Source organism: Streptomyces sp. CB02261 (assembly GCF_001905665.1).
Taxonomy (GTDB): domain Bacteria; phylum Actinomycetota; class Actinomycetes; order Streptomycetales; family Streptomycetaceae; genus Streptomyces.
Map to the genome: position 1 here is coordinate 670,208 of NZ_LIVX01000002.1, position 23,970 is coordinate 694,177.

Genomic DNA, 23,970 nt, shown 5'->3' on the forward strand with positions numbered 1-23,970 from the left:
GTGACTACGCTCAGTGCGAGTGGCCGTGACCGTGGCCGTGGCCGTGGTCCGCCGGCTCCTCTTCCTTCTTCTCCACCACGAGGGTCTCGGTGGTGAGGAGGAGGGAGGCGATCGAGGCGGCGTTCTCCAGGGCGGAGCGCGTCACCTTCACCGGGTCGATGACGCCGGCCTTGACCAGGTCGCCGTACTCGCCGGTCGCGGCGTTGAAGCCCTGGCCCTTGTCGAGCTCCGCCACCTTCGAGGTGATGACGTAGCCCTCGAGGCCGGCGTTCTCGGCGATCCAGCGCAGCGGCTCGACGGCGGCGCGGCGGACGACCGCGACACCGGTGGCCTCGTCGCCGGTCTTGCCGAGGTTGCCCTCGAGGACCTTGACGGCGTGGACGAGCGCGGAGCCACCACCGGAGACGATGCCCTCCTCGACCGCGGCGCGGGTCGCGGAGATGGCGTCCTCCAGACGGTGCTTCTTCTCCTTCAGCTCCACCTCGGTGGCGGCGCCGACCTTGATCACGCACACGCCGCCGGCCAGCTTCGCGAGGCGCTCCTGGAGCTTCTCGCGGTCCCAGTCGGAGTCCGTGGACTCGATCTCGGCCTTGATCTGGCCGACGCGACCGGAGATGTCCTCGGCGTTGCCGCCACCGTCGACGATGGTGGTGGCGTCCTTGGTGATGGTCACGCGGCGCGCGGTGCCGAGCACGTCGAGACCGGCCTGGTCGAGCTTGAGGCCGACCTCCTCGGCGATGACGGTGGCACCGGTGAGGGTGGCCATGTCGCCGAGCATCGCCTTGCGGCGGTCGCCGAAGCCGGGGGCCTTGACGGCCACGGCGTTGAAGGTGCCACGGATCTTGTTCACGACCAGGGTCGACAGGGCCTCGCCCTCGACGTCCTCGGCGATGATCAGGAGCGGCTTGCTGGCGCCGGCCTGGATGACCTTCTCCAGGATGGGCAGCAGGTCCTGGATCGAGGAGATCTTGCCCTGGTTGATCAGGATGTACGGGTCGTCGAGGACGGCCTCCATACGCTCCTGGTCGGTGACCATGTACGGGGACAGGTAGCCCTTGTCGAAGGCCATGCCCTCGGTGAAGTCGAGCTCCAGGCCGAAGGTGTTGGACTCCTCGACGGTGATGACACCGTCCTTGCCGACCTTGTCCATCGCCTCGGCGATGAGCTCGCCGACCTGCTGGTCCTGCGCGGAGAGCGCGGCGACGGCGGCGATGTCGGACTTGTCCTCGATCGGACGCGCGGTGGCGAGGAGCTCCTCGGAGACGGCCTTGACGGCGGCGTCGATGCCCTTCTTCAGGGCGGCCGGGGAGGCGCCGGCGGCGACGTTGCGCAGACCCTCGCGGACCAGGGCCTGGGCGAGCACGGTGGCGGTGGTGGTGCCGTCACCCGCGATGTCGTTGGTCTTGGTCGCCACCTCCTTCACCAGCTGGGCGCCGAGGTTCTCGTACGGGTCCTCGATCTCGACCTCGCGGGCGATCGTGACACCGTCGTTGGTGATGGTGGGGGCGCCGAACTTCTTGTCGATGACGACGTTGCGGCCCTTGGGGCCGATCGTCACCTTCACCGTGTCGGCAAGCTTGTTGACGCCGCGCTCAAGGGCGCGACGGGCGTCCTCGTCGAACTTCAGGATCTTCGCCATGGGAGCGGTTCAGCCCTCTCGGAATAGGGTGGAACGAACCGCGCCCCGGGGCGCCTGGAAGGGGCCTCGGGGCGCAGCTCTGAGCATCTGGTTCAGTGCTCGTACTTCGGTACTTCGGTACTTCGGTGAATTACTTCTCGACGATCGCGAGCACGTCGCGAGCCGAGAGGACGAGGTACTCCTCGCCGTTGTACTTCACCTCGGTGCCGCCGTACTTGCTGTACAGCACGATGTCGCCGGTCTGGACGTCGAGCGGCAGGCGCTCGCCGTTCTCGAAGCGGCCCGGGCCCACGGCCAGGACGACGCCCTCCTGGGGCTTCTCCTTGGCGGTGTCCGGGATGACCAGGCCAGAGGCGGTGGTCTGCTCGGCGTCGAGCGGCTGGACCACGATGCGGTCCTCGAGCGGCTTGATGGCAACCTTGGAGCTGGTGGTCGTCACGATCCGACCTCCCCCTTCGGAGATCACGGGGTTGACTGTCTGAGGTGGCGAACCAGGTGGATCCGTCGTCGCGGGTGCCGGACCTGCCCGTCGCTGTGTTGGCACTCTCCGGTGGGGAGTGCCAGAGCCGAGACTATGACCGCGGTTAGCACTCGGTCAAGCGGAGTGCCAATTCCGTGCCGTGTGGCGATTCGGTCTCGGTACGGGGAACGGCGTCCCGGACCTCCCGGTTCCGTACGAGGGTTCGATCCATGGCCCCTCATCGCCCGCCGGTGCGCACCGGTGCCGACATCCTGACCTGCGTGGTCGTCCTGTTCCTGGAGGGCGCGCTCGTCCTGGTCGCCGCCTTCACCCTGGGCATGCGGAGATGGGCCGAGGGGTACGACCCCCGGCCCCCCGGGCCGCAGCCGATGGACTGGCTCCCCGTGATCGTCTTCGGCGCGATCACGGTGGGCGTCCTGGTGCTCGGCGGCCTGATGCTGCGCTGGGGCTGGAACTGGTCGGCGTGGGGCCAGTTCTTCGGGGCGGGGCTGCTCCTCCTCGCGACGCTGCTCACCGCGCACGAGGAGTGGTCGCGGGCCCGTCCCGCGCCCCCGGCCCCCGCGGTCACCCCGTCGGAGGCCCGGTGCGTCTGCCGCAGCGGGGGCGGACCCTGCGAGTGCCCGGGCGGCTAGGCGGTGCCATGCCCGGGCCGATCGGCGCAACACCCCCTGGCGGGCGTTCCCGGGCGGATTCCCGGACCGGCTCCCTGGCGGGTTCCCGGACCGGCCCCCGAGCGGGCTCCCTGCTTACACGTAGTCCTCCAGCTTGGCGACCGCGTACCCCTTGGCCGTGATCACGTTCATCACCCGGCGGATCATGTCGGGCATGGTCCCCTTCCAGTCGTCCTTGCCCCGGAAGTGGGTGAGCACGATGTCGCCGGGGTGCAGGTCCCGGTCCCACTCGCGCCACTCCATGTGGTCGGGGAAGGCCTCGGAGGCCCACAGCGGGACCGCCTTGACCCCGCAGGACTTGGCGGCGCGGAGGGTGTCCTCGTTGTAGTTGCCGTACGGCGGGCGGAAGAGCGGGGGCCGCTTGCCGAATCGTTTCTCGATGACGTCCTGCATGCCGCAGATCTCGTGCTTCTGCCGGCTGTACGAGAGCCCCGGCAGGTACCGGTGGTTGAGGGTGTGGTTGTGCAGGGCGACCCCGCCCTCCTGCGACTTCTGCATCCGGGCGAAGTAGCCGTAGTCGTCCTTGACGACGTAGTCGCTGATGAAGGCGCTGTAGGGGATCCGGAGTTCGGTCATCATCCGCAGCAGGGCGGGGTCCTTCTCCGAGCCGTCGTCGATCGTCAGGAAGACGATCTTCTGCTTGGTCGGCACGGTGGTGAAGACGGGCGGCAGCCCTTCCCCGTCCGTCTCGAAGCCCTTGCGGGTGGTGATCCTCGGCTTCACGGCGGGCGGCGCGGGCGCGTCCAGCGGCGTCTGGGCCAGGCCCCACTTCTTCGCGGCGAGCACCCGGGCCGCACGCTGTTCGCGGACCTTCTTGACGTAGGCGTCGAGCGCACCGGCCGCTCCCACCGGGGCCTGCTGTCCGGCGGCGGGGGCGGGCGGGCCCGCGTCCCGCTCGGTGCCGTCCGCGCAGGCCGTGGCGGCGGAGGCGAGGGCGGCGACGACGAGGGCGGCTGCGAGCACCCGGGACGAAGGGCGCACACCTTGTGCCATCATTTTTTCCTTTTGTCGTACGAGTCGTATGGCGCCGCATCCTGTCAGCGCGGACGCCCGTTCCCGGCCACGACACCGCCGTACCGCACGCACGTCCCCCGGCCGGCCCACAGCATCACAGGGCCCACAATGGGACGGGTGACCGACCTCGCCTCCTTCGCCCCCCTGCTCGGCCCCGAGGGCCAGACCCTCCTCGCCGCCCTGCGCGACCACGACCCCGCCCAGGAGCTGGCGGTCGTCTCCCGGCTGCGCCGCGACCACCCCGCGGAGCTGGTCACGGCGGCCGTCGGCCAGGCGCGGCTGCGGCAGCGGGCGGTCGCGAAGTTCGGCGCGGAGGACGCGTACCGGATGTACTTCACGCCGAACGGCGTCGAGCAGTCGACCCGCGCCTCGGTCGGCGCCCACCGGGCGGCCCGTCTGAAGGCGCTCGGCGTCCGCAGCGTGGCCGACCTCTGCTCGGGGATCGGCGGCGACGCCATCGCCCTGGCCCGCGCCGGGATCTCCGTCCTCGCCGTCGACCGCGATCCGCTGACCGCGGATGCGGCCCGCGCCAACGCCGAGGCGCTCGGCCTCGCGGAGCTGATCGAGGTGCGGTGCGCGGACGTCAGCGACATCGACACCGCACCGTACGACGCGGTCTTCGTCGATCCGGCGCGGCGGGGCGGCCGGGGCCGGATCTTCGACCCGGAGGCGTACTCCCCGCCGCTGTCCTGGGCGGTCGCGGCGGCCCGCAGCGCCCCGCACGCGGCCCTGAAGGTGGCCCCGGGCATCCCGCACGAGGCGGTGCCGGACGAGGCCGAGGCCGAGTGGATCTCGGACGGCGGGGACGTCAAGGAGGCGGTCCTGTGGTTCGGTACGGAGCCGGGCGCCCGCCGGGCCACCCTGCTGCCCTCGGGCGCGGCCCTCGTCGGCCGGGGCCTGCCCGACCCGGCGGTCCGCCCGGTCGGCCGCTACCTCTACGAGCCGGACGGCGCCGTCATCCGCGCGCACCTGGTCGCCGAGGTGGCGGAGGAGGTGGGCGGGGGTCTGATCGACGGCACGATCGCGTACGTGACGGCGGACGCGCTCGTCCCCACGCCGTACGCCGCCGCCTACGAGATCACCGACGAACTCCCGTTCAACCTGAAGAAGCTGAAGGCCCTGCTCCGGGAGCGGGAGGTGGGCACCCTGACGGTGAAGAAGCGCGGCTCGGCCGTGGAACCCGAGGAGATCCGCCGCAAGGTGAAGCCGAAGGGCCCGAACGCGGCGACGGTCCTGCTCACACGCGTGGCCGGCGCCCCGACCATGTTGATCGGCCACCCGGCGGCCCGCCCCTGACCGGAAGGTCCCGCCTGGCTCGCGACGCCTGGCACCCCCAACCCGACGCGGCCGTCGTCGCCGTCACCGCTCCCCGAGCTCCCGCGCCCTCCCCCGCAGCAGTGCCCGCTCGCTCTCGTTGCGGGTGAGGACGGCCGCTCGCTCGAACTCCGCCCGCGCCTCCGCCGCGCGGCCGAGCCGTGCGAGCAGGTCGCCCCGCACGCTCGGCAGCAGGTGGTATCCGGCCAGGGCGGGCTCGGCGGCGAGGGCGTCGACGAGCGGGAGGGCCGCCGCCGGGCCCTCGGCCATCGACACGGCGACCGCGCGGTTCAGCTCGACGACCGGGGACGGGGCGAGGACGCCGAGCCGCCCGTACAGCGCGGCGATGGTCGCCCAGTCGGTCTCCTCGTACGACCGGGCCCGCGCGTGGCAGGCGGCGATGGCGGCCTGGAGGGCGTACGGCCCGTACGAACGCCCGTCGCCGGCCCGCTCCAGGGCGGCGAACCCGCGCCGGACGAGCAGCCGGTTCCAGCGCCGCCGGTCCTGCGCGGCGAGCAGCACCGGCCGCCCGTCGGGCCCGGTCCTGGCCGCCGTCCGGGAGGCCTGGAGCTCCAGCAGGGCGGCCAGTCCCTGCGCCTCGCCCTCCCCCGGCACGAGGGCGGCGAGGGTCCGGGCGAGCCGCAGCGCGTCCTCGCACAGGCCCGGCCGCAGCAGGTCGTCGCCGGCGGTCGCCGCGTACCCCTCGTTGAAGATCAGGTAGATCACTTCGAGGACGGAGCCGAGCCGGGCCGCCCGGTCCTCCCCGTACGGCACCTCGAAGTCGACGCCGGCCTTCGCGAGCGTCCGCTTCGCGCGGGTGATCCGCGCGGCGACGGTCGCCTCCGGCGCCAGGAACGCGCGGGCGATCTCGTCCGTGCGGAGCCCACCGACGAGCCGCAGGGTCAGCGCGGCGCGCGCCTCGGCGGAGAGCACGGGATGGCAGGCGGTGAAGATCAGCCGCAGCACGTCGTCGTCGATGTCGCCGGGGCCCGAGGGCTCGGGGTCGTACGACTCCTCGGTGAGCGTCCTGCCCACCTCCGCGAGCTTCCGCGCGTACGTCTCGCGCCGCCGCACCAGGTCGACCGCGCGGTGCTTGGCGGCGGCCGTCAGCCAGGCTCCCGGCCGCTCCGGGACGCCCGTCCGGGGCCACTGCTCCAGGGCGGCGACGAGCGCGTCCTGGGCGAGCTCCTCGGCGATGCCGACGTCGCGGACGATCCGCGCCGCGGTGGCGACGATCCGCGCCGACTCCATGCGGAAGACCGTGTCGAGGGTGCGCTCCACCGGGTCCGGGCCGTGTGCCGTCACATCTCACATGACAGCACACGGCACCGACAGCGGGGGCCGGTCAGCCCTCCGGCATCTCCTCGACCTCGCGGACCTCCAGGCCGACCTTCCACTGCGGCGGGTGGACGGCGAGGAAGCGCTTCCCCCACTCGACGGCCTCGGCCATGTCCTTGCACTGGAGCATCGCGTAGCCGCCGACGACCTCCTTGGTCTCGGTGAACGGGCCGTCGGTGTACGACAGCTTCCCGTCCGACCAGGTGATCCGGGTGGCCTCGGCGGTCGGCCTCAGCCCGGCCGTGTCCACCATGGCGCCGGCCTTGGTGATCTCCTCGAAGAGCGCGCCCATGCGCTCCTCGAAGCCGGGGTCGGCGCTCTCCATGTCGATGGTGTTCTCCTCGATGCGGACGAGGGACAGGAAGCGGGGCATGACGACTCCTCGGGGTGCGGTGGCGGGGTCGTTCCCCGCCTTCCACACAGTCGTCGAACGGGCCGGGCCCGCATCGACACCGCGCCCGGAAAATCTTCGGAGCGCCCCTCCCGTCCTTCGGAGCGCCCCTCCCGGGCGTGGTCGCCCCTAGACGTAGTCCTCCAGGCGCGCCACGGTGAAGCCCTGCTCCTGGACGCGGCGCAGCATGGTGGCGGTCATCTCCGTCATCGTCCGGCCCTTGAGCTCGGAGGGGCCCCGGAAGTGGGCCAGGATGATGTCGCCGGGGTGGAGCTTCCGGTCGCCGCGCTGGTACTGCAGGTTCGTGATCTGCATGGACTCCCGCCACAGCACGATCGCGTCCACCCCGCACTCCCCCGCCGCCGCGCGCGTGGTCTCGTTCCAGTTGCCGTAGGGCGGGCGGAAGAGGCGCGGGGCCGTGCCGAACCGTTTCGTCAGGGCCGTCCGCTGACCGCAGATCTCGCGGCGCTGGGCGTCCTGGGAGAGGGTGGGCAGGTTCGGGTGGGTCAGGGTGTGGTTGGCGAGCCCGTGGCCCTGGGCGACGAGCGGCGCGAAGTACGCGTAGTCGCCGCGGATGGCCGAGTCGGTGAGGAACATCGTCACCGGGACCTTGAGGTCCTTCATCATCGTGACGAACCCGGGGTCCTTCTCCGCCCCGTCGTCGATCGTGATGAAGACGATCTTCTCGGTGGTGGGAATGTCACTGATGACCGGGACCGGACCGCCGGGCGGCCGGACGACCGGCTTGGTCGCGGGCGGGGCCGGCGGCGGCGCGAAGGGCTTGAGCCCCCACTTCCGGTACGCGGCGGCCCGGCCCGGGGCCCCGGGGGCCTTGTCCCCGGCGCCACCCCCCGCGGAGGGAGCGCCCTCGCGTGCGGTCGGCGTCCTCGGGGGGTGCGCGGCGGGGTCCTCCGCCGCGCAGCCGGTCACCGACAGGGCGACGGCGGTGAGTGCCGCCCACAGCGCGATCTTCTTCTTCACGCGTTGTGGGATGCCCACCCCGGTCGAATGGTTGCCCGATGTTCGACTATTCCACCGATTCGAAACGCCAGCGGTGGACCGGACGGGCGATCAGCTCCGCGTCCGGCTCCGGCAGCTCGGGCAGCTCGGCGTCGAAGGCCGCCGCCTCCCACCAGGTGAGGACGAGGACCCGGTCCTGGGGGGCGCGGAGGATCTCCCGGCGCCGCGGCTCGTACGCGAGGACCTGGGCCCTGGCCCACTCCAGGAGCTCGGCGCCCCGGCCCTGGGCGGCCCGCGCCTCCCACATGAGCGTCACGGTGGTCACGGGTACAGGTTCTCCTTGCTGACCTCGTGCACGTGATCGTGGTCATGGGCGTGGCCGTGGGACGCGCCGGGCACGTGCGGGTCCGTCACCGGGAGCGAGGAGTCCGCGGAGAGCTCCAGGTCGGAGGCGGGCCGGTTGCGGGCGACCATCTCCGAGCCGAGGGCGGCGACCATGGCGCCGTTGTCCGTGCACAGGCCCGGCCGCGGCACCCGCAGCCGGATGCCGGCCCGCTCGCAGCGCTCCTCGGCGAGGGCCCGGAGGCGGGAGTTGGCGGCGACGCCGCCACCGATCATCAGGTGGTCGACGCCCTCGTCCTTGCAGGCCCGGACGGCCTTGCGGGTGAGCACGTCGACGACGGCCTCCTGGAAGGACGCGGCCACGTCCCGTACCGGCACGTCCTCGCCGGCCGCGCGCTTGGCCTCGATCCAGCGGGCCACGGCGGTCTTGAGGCCGGAGAAGGAGAAGTCGTACGCGGGGTCCCGCGAGCCGCTCAGGCCGCGCGGGAACGCGATGGCGGCCGGGTCGCCCTCCCTGGCGAGCCGGTCGATGACCGGTCCGCCGGGGAAGCCCAGGTCGAGGACGCGGGCGATCTTGTCGAAGGCCTCGCCGGCCGCGTCGTCGATGGTGGCGCCCAGGGGGCGCACGTCGGAGGTGATGTCGGCGGAGAGCAGCAGCGAGGAGTGGCCGCCGGAGACGAGGAGGGCCATCGTCGGTTCGGGCAGCTTGCCGTGTTCCAGCTGGTCGACGCAGATGTGCGAGGCGAGGTGGTTGACGCCGTAGAGCGGCTTGCCGAGGGCGTACGCGTAGGCCTTGGCGGCCGAGACGCCGACGAGCAGCGCGCCCGCGAGGCCGGGGCCCGCGGTGACGGCGATGCCGTCGAGGTCCTTCGCGGAGATCCCGGCCGTCTTCAGGGCGCGCTCGATCGTCGGGACCATGGCCTCCAGATGGGCGCGGGAGGCGATCTCGGGCACGACGCCGCCGAAGCGGGCGTGGGTGTCGACGCTGGACGCGACGGCGTCGGCGAGGAGCGTGGTCCCGTGGACGATGCCGACGCCGGTCTCGTCACAGGAGGTCTCGATGCCGAGTACGAGGGGTTCGTCAGCAGCCATCAGTCATTCCAGCCATGGGTCGGTACGGACATCAGATCTCGGTCTCGGTTCCTTGGACGGTCAGTCGCATCACGAGCGCGTCGATGTTCCCGGGCTGGTAGTAGCCGCGCCGGAAACCGATGGGCTCGAAGCCGAAGCGCTCGTAGAGCTTCTGGGCCCGGGTGTTGTCCACGCGCACTTCGAGGAGGACCTCGTCGCACTCGAAGGCGGTGGCTTCCCTGAGGAGGTCGGTGAGGAGCCGCGCGCCGAGGCCGGTGCCCCACTGGTCGCGGGCGACGGCGATGGTCTGCACGTCACCGAGTCCGCCGGCCGCGGCGAGCCCGGCGTAGCCGACGATCCGTCCCTCACCGTCCTCCGCGACGACGTAGTGGCGGGTGGCCCGCGGTCCGCGCGCGTGCGCGAGTTCCGACCAGAACATCCCGGCCGACCAGGCGTCCTCGGGGAACAGCTCGTCCTCCAGGGCGAGCACCGGCGGGATGTCCCACCAGCGCATCTCGCGCAGTTCCACGGCGCCGGTCACTTCGGAGTGACCACCTTGTAGTTCTTCGGCACCTGCGCGTCGGGGCGGCGCAGGTACATCGGCAGCGGGTCGAGGAATCCCTCCCCGCCGGCCGCCAGCCGCTCCGCCGCGAGCCCGGCCAGCGCCGCCGCCGACTGGTGCCCGGGGTCGCGGGCGTCGGGGAAGGCGTCGGGGTAGAGGCGGGCTCCGGCGCCGACGACGGGGAGGCCGGCGAGGCGCTCGGCGATGTCGGCGGGCCGGTCGACGGCCGCGTCGCCCACCCGCGTGCGGGAGTCGTCGTAGCGCGCCCAGTAGACCTCCTTGCGGCGTGCGTCCGTGGCGACGGCGAAGGGCTCGTCGATCCCGGAGGCGTACGCGAGGCCGTCGAGGGTGCACAGTCCGTGGACCGGCACCGCGAGGGCGGAGGAGAAGGCGGCGGCCGTGACGAGTCCGACGCGCAGGCCCGTGTAGGGGCCGGGGCCGACACCGACGACGAGGCCGGTGACCGCGTCGAGCGTCAGCCCGGCCTCCTTGAGGACCCGGTCGACGGCGGGCAGCAGCAGCTCCCCGTGGCGGCGGGCGTCGACCTGGCTCGACGAGGCGACGACGGCCTCGCCGTCGTGGAGGGCGACGGTGACGGCGGGGGTGGCGGTATCCATGGCGAGCAACAGCACGCGAACAGCCTACGGCTCCCGGGCCCGGTGCCCGGCCCCCCGCTCGCCCGGCTGCTACCGTCACCCTTCGATACGTTCGTACGAGAGGTGGGCACGGTGGCACGGAGCAGCTCGGGATTCGTGGCCGGGCTCACGGCGGCGGCCGTCGCCGCGGTCTGCTTCCTCGCGTACCAGGCGTCGGCGAACGTGCCCGCCGATCTGGCGCAGAAGCCGCGGACGCCGACCACCTCCGTCCCGTCGATCTCGCCGAGCGGCGGCCCGAAGCAGCCGGCCGCCGACCCCCTCGCCGTCCCGGCGAACTCGGGCAGCGGTGAGCGGGTCGTGTACGCGCTCGCCGACCGTCGGGTGTGGCTGGTCGACGCGAAGAACAAGGCGACCCGCACGTTCACGGTGATGCCGAGCACGGTGCATCCGGCGCCCGGGGCCTACCAGGTGACGTCCCGCTCGGGCTCTGTCCGCGGCTCCGACGGGGTGCAGATCGAGCACGTGGTGCGGTTCGCGACGGCCCAGGACGTGGCGATCGGCTTCAGCGCGGCCGTCGACGGCTCGACGCCGGCTCCGGACCCGACGAGGAAGACGGGCGGCATCCGCATGAAGCGGGCCGACGGGGACGCGCTGTGGATGTTCGCGGTGATCGGCGCGAAGGTCGTCGTCGTCGCCTGAGCCGAGCCGTGCGGCCGCGTTTCCGGGCCGCTCCGGTGTCCTACGCGGCCTCGTCCCGGACGTCCCGTGTCTCCGCGGGCGTCTCCCGCCCGTCCCCCGCGGCCTGCTCCGGCCGGTTCCGGGGTGGTGTCGAGAGGGTGCGGGCGGCCGCGCAGGACGCCAGCAGGTCACTCATCGAGACGTGGTCCCCGGTGTGTTCCGCGCGCTCGGGCGTCGCCATGCATGCCTCCCGTAGGTTAGGTACACCTAACCAGCTCATGCCTCCATGTCACCACGGCATGTGGGAACGACGCAACACCTTCCCGACACGTTGTCGGAATCTACGTACCCGTCACACGGATCGCTCAGAGCACGCCCAGGTCCTCGTCGGCCCAGCGCGAGCCGATCCCGCGCAGCACGACCGTCCGCCGGTCGTCGTCGGTGTCGCCGGTCACCCGGTGGATGAGGAGGTGCAGCCGGTCGTCGGTCAGCTCCTCGACCTTGCCGTCACCCCATTCGACGACGATCACCGACTCGGGCAGGGAGACGTCCAGATCGAGGTCCTCCATCTCGTCCAGACCGCCGCCGAGGCGGTACGCGTCCACGTGCACCAGGGCCGGGCCGCCGACCAGGGACGGATGGACGCGGGCGATGACGAACGTCGGGGAGGTGACCGCGCCGCGCACCCCGAGCCCCTCCCCGAGGCCCCGGGTCAGGGTGGTCTTCCCGGCACCGAGTTCGCCGGTGAGCATGACGAGGTCGCCGGGGCGGAGGATCTTCGCGAGGCGGCGGCCGAGCTCCTGCATCTGCTGGGGGGAGTCGACGGACAGGGTGGCGCCGGAGACGGGCGGGTGCGCTGCTTCCATGCCCGCCAATTTATCCGTTGCCGGGGTCCGGCTTCGCCGTGCCGGTCGTCGCCGCGGTGTCCGGGACGGCGCCCGCCCGTACGAGGAGGTCGGCGAGGCGGTCGGTGACCGCCTCCGGGTGCTCCAGCATCACCAGATGGCCGCCGTCGGGCACGATGACGAGTTCCGCGTCCGGGAGCAGATCCGCGATGGCCTCGGTGTGGGAGCTGGGCGTCACCAGGTCGTTGTCCCCGGCGAGCGCGAGCACCGGCACCTGGCCGAACACGGGCAGGGCGGCGGCCTTGTCGTGCTCGGCGAAGGCCGGGTAGAAGGCGGCGACCACGTCGATCGGGGTCGACTCGATCATCCGCTCCGCGAAGCGGGCGACCGCCGGGTCCACGTCCCTCGACGCGAACGAGTACTTCTTGATCAGCCCGGCGAACAGGTCCGCGGTCGCCCTGCGGCCCCGCTCGACAAGCTCCGCCTGGGCGCCGAGCGCCCGCAGCACCCCCGGCAGGACCCGCCGGACGGCGTTGACGCCGGCGATCGGCAGCCCGTACGACACCTCCGCCAGCTTCCCGGCCGAGGTGCCGACGAAGGCGGCGCCGACGACCCGGTCCCGGACGAACTCCGGGTACCGGTCGGCGAGCGCCATGACCGTCATGCCGCCCATCGAGTGCCCGACGAGGACGAGCGGCCCCTCGGGCGCGGCGGCGTCGAGGACGGCCTTGAGGTCGCGGCCCAGCTGGTCGATGGAGACGGGCACCGCGCCCGCGCCGCCCTGGGAGACGCCGAGGCCGGAGCGGCCGTGACTGCGCTGGTCCCAGTAGACGGCACGGACGAGGCCGCGCAGCGCCGCCCGCTGGAAGTGCCAGGAGTCCTGATTGAGGCAGTAGCCGTGGCTGAAGACGACGGTGACGGGAGCGGGCTCCTTGCGTCCGAAGAGCCTGCGGCGGCGGGCCGGCGGGGTGTCCGCCTCGACCTCGTCCACCTCGTAGTACAGGACGGTCGCGTCGTCGGCGAGGGCCCGGCCCGGGGTCCCGCGCAGCCCGCCGTACGGGCCGGCGGCGTCCAGGGCGAGGCGCGCCTTCTGGCGTACGGAGCGGCCGACGGTGAGCCGCTCGACGGCGACCCCGGCGGCCGCGCCGGCGGCCAGGACGCCTATCGCGGCACCGGCGAACCCCGCCCGCCGCCAGCTGCTGGTACCGGTCGCCTCGCCCACGTCGGCCCCCTACTCGCCCAGGTACACGCGCGGGACGCGCGCGCCGATCCGGGTGACGATCTCGTACGCGATGGTGTCGGCGGCCACCGCCCAGTCCTCGGCGGTCGGCTCGCCTCCGTCACCGGAGCCGAAGAGGACGGCCTCGGTGCCCGCCTCGGGCTCGTCCCCGCCGAGGTCGACGACGAACTGGTCCATGGCGACCCGTCCGGCGATCGTGCGGACCGTGCCGCCGACGAGGACGGGGCCGCGGCCGGAGGCGTGCCGGGGGACGCCGTCGGCGTAGCCGAGCGGCACCAGGCCGAGGGTCGTCTCCGCCTCGGTGACGTAGTGGTGGCCGTAGCTGACGCCGTGGCCCGCGGGGACCCGCTTGACGAGCGCGACGCTGCCCTTGAGGGACATGACGGGCTTCAGTCCGAGTTCGGCGGAGGTGCCGAGTTCGGGGCTGGGCGAGATGCCGTACATCGCGATGCCGGGCCGGACCAGGTCGAAGTGGGCCTCGGGCAGGGTGAGGGTGGCGGGCGAGTTGGCGATGTGCCGGACCTCCGGCCTCACACCGGCCCGCTCGGCGTGGTCGAGCATGGAGCGGAAGACGTCGAGCTGGGCGGCGATCGAGGGGTGGTGGGGCTCGTCGGCGCACGCGAGGTGCGACCACAGACCGGTGACCTTGACCAGGCCGTCGGCCTCCGCCTTCAGCGCCGCCTCCACCAGCTCGGGCCAGTCGGCGGGCTGGCAGCCGTTGCGGCCGAGCCCGGTGTCCGCCTTCAGCTGCACCCGCGCGGTGCCGCCGGTACGGCGCGCCGCCTCCCGCACCTCCGCCAACGCCCACATGCCGCTCACGGACATGTCCAGACCGGCTTCGATGCCCTGGTCCCAGGGATCGCCCGGGGTCCACAGCCAGCACATGACCGGAACGTCGGTGATCCCGGCGGCGCGCAGGGCGAGCGCCTCGTGCGGGGTGGCCGTACCGAGCCAGTCCGCGCCCGCGTCCAGGGCGGCGCGGGCACAGCGCACCGCGCCGTGTCCGTACGCGTCGGCCTTGACCACGGCCATGACGCGGACGTGGGGGGCGACACGGGCGCGCAGCGTGCGGACGTTCGCACGCAGCGCACCGAGGTCGATCTCGGCGCGGGCTCTGCGGGGCGGCGGTGTCTCAGTCATCGCGCCCAGTCTCTCAGGTGTCAGCTCCCGGGCCGCTTCCCCCACATGTAGACCCGGTCACGGTCGCGCGGGACGTCCCGGAGTCCCCGGGAGCGGCGGAGGCCGGGAGGCCGGTGCGGCGGTGGCCTGGAGGCCCGCGCGGCGGCGGCCGGGAGGCCCGTGCGGCGGTGGCCCAGACGCCCGTCCCCTACGCGCCCGCGCGCACGTCCCGCCACGCCCCGCCCAGTGCTCCCGCGACCTCCGACGCCGTCACCGGGCCCCGTCCCTCCGACGCCCGACGGGCCGCCAGACCGTGCAGGTACGCGGCGCACGAGGCCGCGTCCACCGGGAGGAGGCCCGCCGCCAGGAGGGAGCCCGCGAGGCCCGAGAGGACGTCGCCGCTGCCGGCCGTGGCCAGCCAGCCGGTCCCGGTGGGATTCACCCGAACGGGGCCGCCGTCCGGGCCGTACACCAGCGTCGTCGATCCCTTGAGGAGCACCGTCGCCCCGAACCGCGCCGCCAGTTCCCGCACCGCGGCGAGCCGGCCCGCCTCCACCTCCTCGCGGGCCACGCCGAGCAGCGCCGCCGCCTCTCCCGCGTGCGGGGTGAGGAGCGTCGGCGCGGAGCGGGCCCGGACCAGGGCGGGGTCCAGGCCCCGCAGCCCGTCGGCGTCGACGAGGACCGGCACCTCGGAGGCGAGGACCTCCGCGACGCCGGGCCCTTCGCCGAGTCCGGGCCCGACGACCCAGGCCTGGACGCGCCCCGCCTTGTCCGGGGGCCCCGCGTGGACGAGGGTCTCGGGGTGCCGGGCGATCACCGCGTCGGCCGCGGGTCCGACGTACCGCACGGCCCCCGCCCCGCCCCGCAGCGCCCCCTCGACGGCGAGGACGGCCGCTCCCGGGTAGCGGGCGGAGCCGGCGACGACGCCGAGGACTCCGCGCCGGTACTTGTCGCTCTCGGCGCCGGGCACGGGCAGCAGCCGCGCCACGTCCTGGTGCTGGAGCGCCTCCAGGTCGGGTACGCCCGGCAGTTCGGCACCGAGCCCGATGTCGACGAGCCGCAGCGCGCCCGCGTACTCCCGCGCGGGGTCGACGAGCAGCCCCGGCTTGTAGGTGCCGAAGGTGACGGTGACGTCCGCGCGCAGCGCCTCGCCCGCCACCTCGCCCGTGTCCGCGTCGACACCGCTCGGCAGGTCGACGGCGACGACGACGGCGTCGGAGCCGCGCGCGGCCCGGGTGACGGGCACGACGTCGGGCCGGAGCCCACCCCGGCCGCCGATGCCGGTGATGCCGTCGATGACGAGGTCGGCGGTGGCGAGCGGCTCGAACGGGTCGTCGGCGATCCGGCCCCCGGCCGCCCGGAGGGCCGCGAGCCCGCCCTCGTGGGCGCGGGCGGCGAGCAGGACGGCGGTCACCCCGGCGCCGCGCCGGGCGAGTCGGGCCCCGGCGTACAGGGCGTCGCCGCCGTTGTCGCCGCCGCCGACGAGGAGGACGACCCTCGCCCCGTACACCCGCCCCTTGCCCAGGAGCGAACAGCAGGCGGCGGCGAGCCCGGCGGCCGCCCGCACCATGAGGGCGTCTTCCGGCAGCCCGGCCATGAGGGCGGCCTCGGCGGCCCGGACGGTCTCCACGCGGTGTGCGGTACGCATGGTCAACAGTCTGCCGCAGTCCTCAAGGCCGTGCCCGGAGGACGGGTTGACGTTCCCTCACCGAGGGTCCGCGGCGATCGAAATGACGACGAGCATCCCGTCACCCCTCCGCGATCACCACCGCCGAGGCCACCCCCGCGTCGTGGCTGAGCGAGACGTGCCAGTTCCGCACGCCCAGTTCCTCCGCCCGCGCCGCCACCGTGCCGCGCACCCGCAGCCGCGGCTGACCGGTGCCCTCGACGAACACCTCGGCGTCCGTCCAGTGCAGCCCGCCGGGCGCGCCGAGCGCCTTCGCCAGCGCCTCCTTCGCCGCGAACCGCACCGCGAGGGAGGCCGGACCGCGCCGCTCGCCGCTGGGGAGCATCAGCTCCTCTTCGAGGAAGAGGCGCTGGAGCAGCCCCGGTGTCCTCTCGATCGACGCGGCGAAACGGTCGATCTCCGCCACGTCGATCCCCACCCCAATGATCATTTCCCACTCACTCCACGGTCACGGACTTGGCCAGGTTGCGCGGCTGGTCCACCTCGTTGCCCCGCGCGGTGGCGAGCTCGCAGGCGAAGACCTGGAGCGGCACCGTGGAGACCAGCGGCTGGAGCAGCGTAGGCGTGGCCGGGATCCGGATGAGGTGGTCGGCGTACGGGACGACGGCGTCGTCGCCCTCCTCCGCGATGACGATGGTCCGCGCCCCGCGGGCCCTGATCTCCTGGATGTTGGAGACGATCTTGTCGTGGAGGACCGAACGGCCCCTGGCCGAGGGCACCACGACGACCACCGGCATGTCCTCCTCGATGAGGGCGATCGGCCCGTGCTTGAGCTCTCCCGCCGCGAAGCCCTCGGCGTGCATGTACGCGAGTTCCTTGAGCTTCAGGGCGCCTTCGAGGGCGACGGGGTAGCCCACGTGCCGGCCGAGGAAGAGGACGGTGTCCTTGTGGGCGAGGGAGCGGGCGAGGGCGCGGACCGGCTCCATCGTCGCGAGGACCCGCTCGACCTCGTCACCGATCCGGGCGAGCTCCCGGACGACGGCGTGGATCTCGTCGCCCCACTTGGTGCCGCGCACCTGTCCCAGGTACAGCGCGAGGAGGTAGCAGGCGACGAGCTGGGTGAGGAAGGCCTTCGTGGACGCGACGGCGACCTCGGGCCCGGCGTGCGTGTACAGCACGGCGTCCGACTCGCGGGGGATGGTCGATCCGTTGGTGTTGCAGACGGCGAGGACCTTCGCGCCCTGCTCGCGGGCGTGCCGCAGCGCCATCAGGGTGTCCATGGTCTCGCCGGACTGGGAGATCGCGACGACGAGGGTGCGCTGGTCGAGGATCGGGTCCCGGTAGCGGAACTCGCTGGCGAGTTCGACCTCGCAGGGGATCCGGGTCCAGTGCTCGATGGCGTACTTGGCGATGAGCCCGGCGTGGAAGGCGGTGCCGCAGGCGATGATGACGACCTTGTCGGCCTCGCGGAGCACACGGTCGGGGATGCGCACCTCGTCGAGGCTGAGCCGTCCCGCGCCGTCGATGCGGCCGAGGAGGGTGTCGGCGACGGCCTTGGGCTGCTCGGCGATCTCCTTGAGCATGAAGTGGTCGTAGCCGCCCTTCTCGGCGGCGGAGGCGTCCCAGTCGACGTGGTAGGCCCGTACGTCGGCGGGCGCGCCGTCGAAGTCGGTGACGGTGACGCCGTCCCTGGTCAGCTCGACGACCTGGTCCTGCCCGAGTTCGACGGCCGAGCGGGTGTGGGCGATGAAGGCGGACACGTCGGAGGCGAGGAAGTTCTCTCCTTCGCCGACGCCGACGACGAGCGGCGAGTTCCGGCGGGCGCCGACGACCACGTCCGGCTGGTCCGCGTGCACGGCGACCAGGGTGAACGCCCCGTCGAGCCGCCGGCACACGAGCCGCATGGCCTCCGCGAGGTCCTCGACGGAGGAGAACTCCTCGGCGAGGAGGTGGGCGACGACCTCGGTGTCCGTCTCGGAGAGCAGGTCGTGGCCGCGTTCCGCGAGCTCCTCGCGCAGGGCGGCGAAGTTCTCGATGATGCCGTTGTGGACGACGGCGACGCGCCCCGCGTTGTCCAGGTGCGGGTGCGCGTTGGCGTCGGTCGGCCCGCCGTGGGTGGCCCAGCGGGTGTGTCCGATGCCCACGGACCCGCCGGCCAGCGGCCGCTCGCCGAGCTCCTTCTCCAGGTTGAGGAGCTTGCCCGCCTTCTTCGCCGCGGCGAGCCCTCCGTCGGAGAGCACCGCGACCCCGGCCGAGTCGTAGCCCCGGTATTCGAGCCTCTTGAGGCCCTTGACCACCACATCAAGCGCCGACTGCCCGCCGACGTATCCCACGATTCCACACATGACGGAAGCCTAGGACGGATGGCGCCGGGAGGCCCGGAGTCGGCGGAGTTCGGCGGGTGCGCGTCGGCGGTGCGGCCGGATCACGTCGCACGGCTCGGGCGGGGGCGGGCCGGACGGCCCGGGCCCCCCGGTCCCGGGCCCGCGCGTCAGCCCAGCTTCTTGACCTGGGCGTCGATGACGGCCGTCGGCAGCACCTTGACGCCGCCGGAGGCGACGGTGATGGTCGAGAACGACGCGAGCGCGTTGCCCTTGCGGAGGACGACCAGCTTGCTGACGAAGGGCCTGCCCTCCATGTCGCTGGTGACGGTGAACGCCACCGACTCGTCTCCGGCGGTCACGCTCACCGGCTCGACCTTGCTGACCTTCGTCTTCTCCTGGGCGTGGACCACGGTGAAGCCGCCGGCGCACTCGGTGCCGGCCTTCTTCACCGAGGCGAAGGCCTCCTGGGCGCCCTGCCCGTCGTACGAGCCGAGCGTGACCGCCGTGATGTGGACGCCGAGCCCGTTGAGGAGCGCGTCCTCCGGCGAGGCGGTCGCGCTCTTCTTCGGCTCTTCGAGCACCTGGCGCTGCGCGGAGGCGGCGGCCGAGCCGGGCGAGATGAACGACATGGCGTGGGCGATCGGCGCGCAGGCGGCCTTGTCGGTGGTGACCTTGTCCGCCGACACGATCTCGTCGGCCTTGGCCTTCTGGACCTGGTGGCCCTTGATGTCGGCCGTCTCGACGATCAGCTTGTCCAGCTCGGCGGCGGACAGCGCCTCGGCGGCGGGCGCGGTGGAGGAGGCGGAGGCGCCGGGCGCGCTCTCCGTGCCCTTGCCCTTGTCGCCGCTCTCCTTCCCACCCCCGCAGGCGGTGACGAGCAGGGCGAGGGAGACGGCCGTGGTGGCCAGGGCGGCGGTTCGGATGGGTGTACGCACAGGTGGTGGCTCTCTGTTCTCTTCGTGTCTCTCGTGCCGTCCGGGGACGGCTCCCCCCGCGTGAAGTACACGAGCCCACGCGGCAACAGCATGATCACCGTAGAGGAGGGGGCCGACAACGGGGTTTTCCGCGTGACCCACCCCACGATCCGCGAAGACCCACGGAGGCCCCGGACCCCTGACAATGGCGGGGTGATCACTTCGCCGCCACGAAGCCCCCACGGCAACGGCTCCGCTCCCCGCCGGCCCTCCGAGGCGACCCCCTACGTCGACCTCACCCGGGCCGAGTGGAGCGACCTGCGCGACAAGACGCCGCTGCCGCTCACCGCCGACGAGGTCGAGCGGCTCCGCGGGCTCGGGGACGTCATCGACCTCGACGAGGTACGGGACATCTATCTGCCGCTGTCCCGGCTGCTCAACCTGTACGTCCAGGCCACCAGCGGTCTGCGCGGCGCCCTCAACACCTTCCTCGGCGAGAGCGCGGAGCAGCGGGGCACGCCCTTCGTCATAGGGGTCGCCGGTTCGGTGGCCGTCGGCAAGTCGACGGTCTCCCGGCTCCTCCAGGCGCTGCTCGCCCGCTGGCCGGAGCACCCGCGCGTGGAGCTGGTCACCACGGACGCCTTCCTCTACCCGATGGAGGAGCTGAAGGCGCGCGGCCTCATGTCCCGCAAGGGTTTCCCCGAGTCGTACGACCGCCGGGCCCTGACCCGGTTCGTCGCGGACATCAAGGCGGGCAAGGAGGAGGTCACGGCGCCGGTCTACTCCCACCTGATCTACGACCGCGTGCCCGGGGAGCGGCTCGTCGTCCGCCGCCCGGACATCCTGATCGTGGAGGGGCTGAACGTCCTCCAGCCGGCGCTTCCCGGCCTGGACGGGCGGACCCGCGTCGGTCTCGCCGACTACTTCGACTTCTCGGTGTACGTGGACGCCCGGCCCGAGGACATCGAGCGCTGGTACCTCAACCGCTTCCGCAAGCTGCGCGACACCGCGTTCCAGAACCCCTCCTCGTACTTCCAGCGGTACACCCAGGTGTCCGAGGAGGAGGCCCTGGACTACGCCCGCACCATGTGGCGGACCATCAACAAGGTGAACCTGCTGGAGAACGTGGCCCCGACCCGCGGCCGGGCCACCCTGGTGGTCCGCAAGGGACCCGACCACAAGGTGAAGCGGCTGAGCCTCCGTAAGCTCTGAGGATGCTGCATCTCCGGATGATCGTTCCGCCCGAACGCACCTCGGCCGCGGTCGGGCTCATCGAGTCGACAGTGGGCACCGCGCATCTGGTGGTGCTCCCGGGCGCGGCCCGGGACCCCGCGGGTGACGTCGTGATGTGCGACGTGGCCCGCGAGGCGGGGGACGAACTGCTCAGCGGGCTGCGCGAGCTGAGGATCGACCAGGACGGCTCGATCGCCGTGGGAGACATCGGCCTGTCCCTCTCCACGCGCGCGGACGCGGCCGAGAAGGAGGCACCCGGCGAGGCCGCGGACGCGGTGATCTGGGAACAGTTGTCGGAGGCGACCCACGAGGAGTCGTCGCTCTCGATCACCTACTGCGCGTTCATGATCCTGGCGACGATGATCGCTGCCTGTGGTGTCGTCCTGGACAACGCGGTCCTGATCGTGGGCGCCATGGCCGTCGGTCCGGAGTTCGGTCCGCTCGCCGGCGTGTGCACGGCGGTGGTGCGGCGCGCTCCCCGACTGGCGGGGCGGTCGCTGTCCGCCCTGCTCATCGGCTTCGCGGCGGCGATCGCGGCGACGACGCTGTTCAGCTTGGGCATGGACGCGCTCGATCTGTTCAGCCGGGAGCGGCTGGACGGGGAGCGCCCCAACACCAGCTTCATCTGGCAGCCGGACCCCTTCTCCTTCGTCGTGGCGCTGCTCGCGGGCGTGGCCGGCATGCTCTCGCTGACCTCCGCCAAGTCCGGGGCCCTGGTGGGCGTGGCGATCTCGGTGACGACGGTCCCGGCGGGCGCGAACGCGGCCGTGGCCCTGAGCTACGGCGACTTCGGCCAGACGTGGGGCTCGATCGAGCAGCTGCTGCTCAACCTGTCCGGGATCATGCTGGCCGGCATCCTGACGCTGTACGGGCAGAAGCTGCTGTGGCGGACCCAGCGCGGCCACTGGCGTCGGCCCCCCGCACGTACCCCGGAGCCGAAGGGCTGAGGGCCCGGAGACGTACCCGGGAGGCCCACCGGAACCGACGGAGGCCCCCACCGGACCGGTGGGGGCCTCCTTGCATGACGATGCCTCAGGAAGACTAGCCCAGCGAGGACTTCACGACGTCCGCGAGCCGCTGCGCGACCGCACGGGCCTGCTCGATGTCGGCGGCCTCGACCATGACGCGGACCAGCGGCTCGGTGCCGGAGGAGCGGAGCAGCACACGGCCGGTGGAGCCGAGCTCCCGCTCGGCCTCGACGACGGCGGCGGCCAGGTCACCGGAGGTGGAGACGCGCGACTTGTCGACGTCCTTCACGTTGATGAGGATCTGCGGCAGCCGCTCCATCACCCCGGCGAGGTCCGCGAGGGACTTGCCGGTGGCGGCGACCCGGGCGGCCAGCATGAGACCGGTGAGGGTGCCGTCGCCGGTGGTGGCGTGGTCGAGGACGATGACGTGCCCCGACTGCTCGCCGCCGAGGGCGTAACCGTGCTCCTTCATGGACTCCAGGACGTAGCGGTCGCCGACCGCGGTCTGGACGAGGTTCAGGCCCTCGCGCTCCATGGCGAGCTTGAAGCCCAGGTTGGACATGACGGTGGCGACGACGGTGTCGCCGCGAAGCGTCCCGGCCTCGCGCATGGCGAGGGCGAGCACGGCCAGGATCTGGTCGCCGTCGACCTCGTTGCCCGCGGCGTCCACGGCGAGGCAGCGGTCGGCGTCACCGTCGTGGGCGATGCCCAGGTCGGCGCCGTGCTGGACGACGGCGGCCTTGAGCAGCTCCAGGTGGGTGGAGCCGCAGCCGTCGTTGATGTTGAGGCCGTCCGGCTCGGCACCGATGGTGACGACCTCGGCACCGGCCCGGGAGAACGCCTCGGGCGAGACGCGGGCGGCGGCGCCGTGGGCCTCGTCGAGGACGACCTTCAGACCGTCGAGACGGTTGGGGAGGACGGCGATGAGGTGGGCGACGTACGTGTCGAAGCCCTCCTCGTAGTCACGGACCCGGCCGACGCCGGCACCGGTCGGACGCTCCCAGGGGGCGCCGGTGCGGTGCTCCTCGTACACGGCCTCGATCTTGTCCTCGAGCTCGTCGGCGAGCTTGTGGCCGCCGCGCGCGAAGAACTTGATGCCGTTGTCGGGCATGGCGTTGTGGCTCGCGGAGAGCATCACGCCGAGGTCGGCGCCGAGTACACCGGTGAGGTGGGCCACGGCCGGGGTCGGCAGGACGCCGACGCGCAGCACGTCGACACCGGCGCTGGCGAGCCCCGCCACGACGGCGGCCTCGAGGAACTCTCCGGAGGCGCGCGGGTCACGTCCGACCACGGCGACCGGCCGATGCCCCTCGAAGGTGCCCGCCTCGGCGAGCACGTGCGCCGCCGCGACCGACAGGCCCAGCGCCAGCTCCGCCGTCAGGTCCGCGTTGGCCACACCGCGTACGCCGTCCGTGCCGAAGAGTCGTCCCACAGCTGTCCTCCGAAAATACGTGCCCAAGCTGATGAAAGGTGCAAAAGGTTATGAAAAAACGTACGCCCCGACGGCACGGGCAGTGCCGCCGGGGCGTACGAAAGCAGACCGAGCAGGCGATTAACGCTTGCTGTACTGCGGGGCCTTACGGGCCTTCTTGAGACCGGCCTTCTTGCGCTCGACCGCACGGTCGTCGCGGGAGAGGAAGCCGGCCTTCTTCAGCGCCGGGCGGTTGTTCTCGACGTCCGCCTCGTTCAGCGCACGGGCCACGCCGAGGCGCAGGGCACCGGCCTGACCGGAGACACCGCCACCCGCGATGCGGGCGATGACGTCGTAGCGGTTGTCGAGCTCGAGCACCTTGAAGGGCTCGTTGACTTCCTGCTGGTGCACCTTGTTGGGGAAGTAGTCCTCAAGGGTGCGACCGTTGATCTTCCACTTGCCGGTGCCCGGAACGATCCGGACGCGGGCGATGGCGTTCTTGCGACGGCCCAGGCCGGCGGCCGGCTGCGGGTCGCCGAAGCGGGACGCGAGCGACTCGGAGGTGTACTCACCCTCGACGAGCTCGGTCTCGGTGGTGTACTCCTCGACGCCCTCGAACTCGTCGACGGGGGTCTCGGGGGTGGTCTCGGCCACGATTCTCCTCAGATTTCTTTCGTTCTTAGGGGGTGTGGCCGGAACTACTGCGCGACCTGGGTGATCTCGAACGGGACCGGCTGCTGAGCAGCGTGCGGGTGGTTCTCGCCCGCGTAGACCTTCAGCTTCGAGAGCATCTGACGGCCCAGGGTGTTCTTGGGGATCATGCCCTTGATGGCCTTCTCGACGGCCTTCTCGGGGTTCTTGGCGAGCAGCTCGTCGTAACGGACGGAGCGCAGACCACCCGGGAAGCCGGAGTGGCGGTAAGCCAGCTTCTGGGTCTTCTTGTTGCCGGACAGGTGGACCTTGTCAGCATTGATGATGATGACGAAGTCGCCCATGTCCATGTGGGGGGCGTACACCGGCTTGTGCTTGCCTCGCAGGAGGTTCGCAGCCGTGGTCGCCAGACGGCCCAGGACAACGTCCTGCGCGTCGATGATGTGCCACTGGCGAGAGACATCGCCGGGCTTGGGGCTGTACGTACGCACTTCGTAGCCTTCGCTTCTTCAGTGGATGGAGTCCAGACACACCTGAAGCGATCATGCAGCTGGGGCCTGCACTGCCGGGAACACCGCCCG

At 72.5% G+C, this 23,970-nt stretch carries 26 protein-coding genes; 5 read left to right on the forward strand and 21 right to left on the reverse strand.

Annotation, left to right across the window (positions count from 1 at the left end; genetic code table 11):
* Positions 1-10: 10 nt before the first annotated feature.
* Positions 11-1,639: a chaperonin GroEL gene (gene groL, locus AMK29_RS08535; RefSeq protein WP_073810085.1), complete on the reverse strand. Its 1,629-nt coding sequence runs from the start codon at positions 1,637-1,639 to the stop codon at positions 11-13.
* A gap of 130 nt (positions 1,640-1,769) precedes the next feature.
* Entirely contained in the window at positions 1,770-2,078 is a 309-nt protein-coding gene (groES, locus tag AMK29_RS08540; protein WP_073810087.1) for a co-chaperone GroES, read from the reverse strand.
* A 251-nt stretch (positions 2,079-2,329) separates the two neighbouring features.
* On the opposite strand from groES, the gene AMK29_RS08545 reads away from it, so the two are divergent.
* Positions 2,330-2,752, forward strand: a complete 423-nt coding sequence (locus AMK29_RS08545) for a DUF6234 family protein (protein WP_143202887.1) — start codon at positions 2,330-2,332, stop codon at positions 2,750-2,752.
* Positions 2,753-2,866: 114 nt separating this feature from the next.
* On the opposite strand, the gene AMK29_RS08550 is transcribed toward AMK29_RS08545, so the two are convergent.
* Positions 2,867-3,784: a polysaccharide deacetylase family protein gene (locus AMK29_RS08550; protein WP_079196806.1), complete on the reverse strand. Its 918-nt coding sequence runs from the start codon at positions 3,782-3,784 to the stop codon at positions 2,867-2,869.
* A gap of 129 nt (positions 3,785-3,913) precedes the next feature.
* Between AMK29_RS08550 and AMK29_RS08555 the strand changes: the two genes are divergently transcribed.
* Positions 3,914-5,101 carry a class I SAM-dependent methyltransferase gene (locus AMK29_RS08555; protein ID WP_073810093.1) on the forward strand — a complete coding sequence of 396 codons (1,188 nt, stop codon included), beginning with the start codon at positions 3,914-3,916 and terminating at the stop codon, positions 5,099-5,101.
* A gap of 63 nt (positions 5,102-5,164) precedes the next feature.
* Here the strand turns inward: AMK29_RS08555 and AMK29_RS08560 are convergent, their stop codons facing one another.
* The 7 genes from AMK29_RS08560 to tsaB form a co-directional block, all read right to left on the reverse strand.
* A complete protein-coding gene (locus tag AMK29_RS08560) occupies positions 5,165-6,370 on the reverse strand; it encodes an RNA polymerase sigma factor (RefSeq protein WP_073810733.1) in 1,206 nt (401 codons plus the stop codon).
* A gap of 94 nt (positions 6,371-6,464) precedes the next feature.
* On the reverse strand, positions 6,465-6,830 hold the full coding sequence (locus AMK29_RS08565) for a YciI family protein (protein WP_073810095.1): 366 nt from the start codon (positions 6,828-6,830) through the stop codon (positions 6,465-6,467).
* A 147-nt stretch (positions 6,831-6,977) separates the two neighbouring features.
* Positions 6,978-7,829 carry a polysaccharide deacetylase family protein gene (locus AMK29_RS08570; protein WP_073810097.1) on the reverse strand — a complete coding sequence of 284 codons (852 nt, stop codon included), beginning with the start codon at positions 7,827-7,829 and terminating at the stop codon, positions 6,978-6,980.
* Between the two features lie 46 nt (positions 7,830-7,875).
* The gene (locus AMK29_RS08575) at positions 7,876-8,115 is read right to left on the reverse strand and encodes a hypothetical protein (protein WP_073810736.1); all 240 of its coding nucleotides are present in this window, start codon (positions 8,113-8,115) and stop codon (positions 7,876-7,878) included.
* A gap of 14 nt (positions 8,116-8,129) precedes the next feature.
* Positions 8,130-9,242: a tRNA (adenosine(37)-N6)-threonylcarbamoyltransferase complex transferase subunit TsaD gene (gene tsaD, locus AMK29_RS08580; protein WP_073810100.1), complete on the reverse strand. Its 1,113-nt coding sequence runs from the start codon at positions 9,240-9,242 to the stop codon at positions 8,130-8,132.
* A 31-nt stretch (positions 9,243-9,273) separates the two neighbouring features.
* On the reverse strand, positions 9,274-9,735 hold the full coding sequence (gene rimI, locus AMK29_RS08585) for a ribosomal protein S18-alanine N-acetyltransferase (protein ID WP_073810739.1): 462 nt from the start codon (positions 9,733-9,735) through the stop codon (positions 9,274-9,276).
* 23 nt (positions 9,736-9,758) lie between these two features.
* Positions 9,759-10,415: a tRNA (adenosine(37)-N6)-threonylcarbamoyltransferase complex dimerization subunit type 1 TsaB gene (gene tsaB / locus AMK29_RS08590; protein WP_073810103.1), complete on the reverse strand. Its 657-nt coding sequence runs from the start codon at positions 10,413-10,415 to the stop codon at positions 9,759-9,761.
* 120 nt (positions 10,416-10,535) lie between these two features.
* Here tsaB and AMK29_RS08595 point away from each other — a divergent pair, with 120 nt between their 5' ends.
* A complete protein-coding gene (locus tag AMK29_RS08595; protein WP_073810106.1) occupies positions 10,536-11,078 on the forward strand; it encodes a hypothetical protein in 543 nt (180 codons plus the stop codon).
* A 40-nt stretch (positions 11,079-11,118) separates the two neighbouring features.
* On the opposite strand, the gene AMK29_RS08600 is transcribed toward AMK29_RS08595, so the two are convergent.
* The 8 genes from AMK29_RS08600 to AMK29_RS08635 all read right to left on the reverse strand — a co-directional run bounded on the left by AMK29_RS08600 (position 11,119) and on the right by AMK29_RS08635 (position 19,147).
* Positions 11,119-11,298, reverse strand: coding sequence for a hypothetical protein (locus AMK29_RS08600; protein WP_073810109.1), 180 nt, complete (start codon positions 11,296-11,298; stop codon positions 11,119-11,121).
* Positions 11,299-11,422: 124 nt separating this feature from the next.
* Positions 11,423-11,923, reverse strand: coding sequence for a tRNA (adenosine(37)-N6)-threonylcarbamoyltransferase complex ATPase subunit type 1 TsaE (tsaE, locus tag AMK29_RS08605; RefSeq protein WP_073810112.1), 501 nt, complete (start codon positions 11,921-11,923; stop codon positions 11,423-11,425).
* Positions 11,924-11,933: 10 nt separating this feature from the next.
* Complete coding sequence (locus tag AMK29_RS08610; RefSeq protein ID WP_073810115.1) at positions 11,934-13,124, reverse strand: alpha/beta fold hydrolase; 1,191 nt, start codon at positions 13,122-13,124, stop codon at positions 11,934-11,936.
* Between the two features lie 9 nt (positions 13,125-13,133).
* Entirely contained in the window at positions 13,134-14,282 is a 1,149-nt protein-coding gene (gene alr / locus AMK29_RS08615; protein ID WP_073810118.1) for an alanine racemase, read from the reverse strand.
* A 187-nt stretch (positions 14,283-14,469) separates the two neighbouring features.
* Entirely contained in the window at positions 14,470-15,909 is a 1,440-nt protein-coding gene (locus AMK29_RS08620; RefSeq protein WP_073810121.1) for a bifunctional ADP-dependent NAD(P)H-hydrate dehydratase/NAD(P)H-hydrate epimerase, read from the reverse strand.
* A gap of 100 nt (positions 15,910-16,009) precedes the next feature.
* Positions 16,010-16,378 carry a holo-ACP synthase gene (locus AMK29_RS08625; protein ID WP_073810124.1) on the reverse strand — a complete coding sequence of 123 codons (369 nt, stop codon included), beginning with the start codon at positions 16,376-16,378 and terminating at the stop codon, positions 16,010-16,012.
* Between the two features lie 7 nt (positions 16,379-16,385).
* Positions 16,386-18,233, reverse strand: a complete 1,848-nt coding sequence (glmS, locus tag AMK29_RS08630) for a glutamine--fructose-6-phosphate transaminase (isomerizing) (RefSeq protein ID WP_073810127.1) — start codon at positions 18,231-18,233, stop codon at positions 16,386-16,388.
* A 146-nt stretch (positions 18,234-18,379) separates the two neighbouring features.
* Positions 18,380-19,147 (reverse strand): hypothetical protein, encoded by a 768-nt coding sequence (locus AMK29_RS08635; protein WP_073810129.1) that lies wholly within the window; start codon positions 19,145-19,147, stop codon positions 18,380-18,382.
* Positions 19,148-19,339: 192 nt separating this feature from the next.
* Here AMK29_RS08635 and coaA point away from each other — a divergent pair, with 192 nt between their 5' ends.
* Together coaA and AMK29_RS08645 are read left to right on the forward strand one after the other, a co-directional pair.
* A complete protein-coding gene (gene coaA / locus AMK29_RS08640) occupies positions 19,340-20,338 on the forward strand; it encodes a type I pantothenate kinase (RefSeq protein ID WP_073810132.1) in 999 nt (332 codons plus the stop codon).
* Between the two features lie 2 nt (positions 20,339-20,340).
* Positions 20,341-21,306, forward strand: a complete 966-nt coding sequence (locus AMK29_RS08645) for a DUF389 domain-containing protein (protein ID WP_073810135.1) — start codon at positions 20,341-20,343, stop codon at positions 21,304-21,306.
* 94 nt (positions 21,307-21,400) lie between these two features.
* Here AMK29_RS08645 and glmM read toward each other — a convergent pair whose 3' ends face one another.
* The 3 genes from glmM to rplM form a co-directional block, all read right to left on the reverse strand.
* Positions 21,401-22,759 (reverse strand): phosphoglucosamine mutase, encoded by a 1,359-nt coding sequence (glmM, locus tag AMK29_RS08650; RefSeq protein WP_073810137.1) that lies wholly within the window; start codon positions 22,757-22,759, stop codon positions 21,401-21,403.
* Positions 22,760-22,879: 120 nt separating this feature from the next.
* Positions 22,880-23,392, reverse strand: a complete 513-nt coding sequence (gene rpsI / locus AMK29_RS08655) for a 30S ribosomal protein S9 (RefSeq protein WP_015035601.1) — start codon at positions 23,390-23,392, stop codon at positions 22,880-22,882.
* A gap of 44 nt (positions 23,393-23,436) precedes the next feature.
* The gene (gene rplM, locus AMK29_RS08660; RefSeq protein WP_073810140.1) at positions 23,437-23,880 is read right to left on the reverse strand and encodes a 50S ribosomal protein L13; all 444 of its coding nucleotides are present in this window, start codon (positions 23,878-23,880) and stop codon (positions 23,437-23,439) included.
* Between the last annotated feature and the right edge of the window lie 90 nt (positions 23,881-23,970).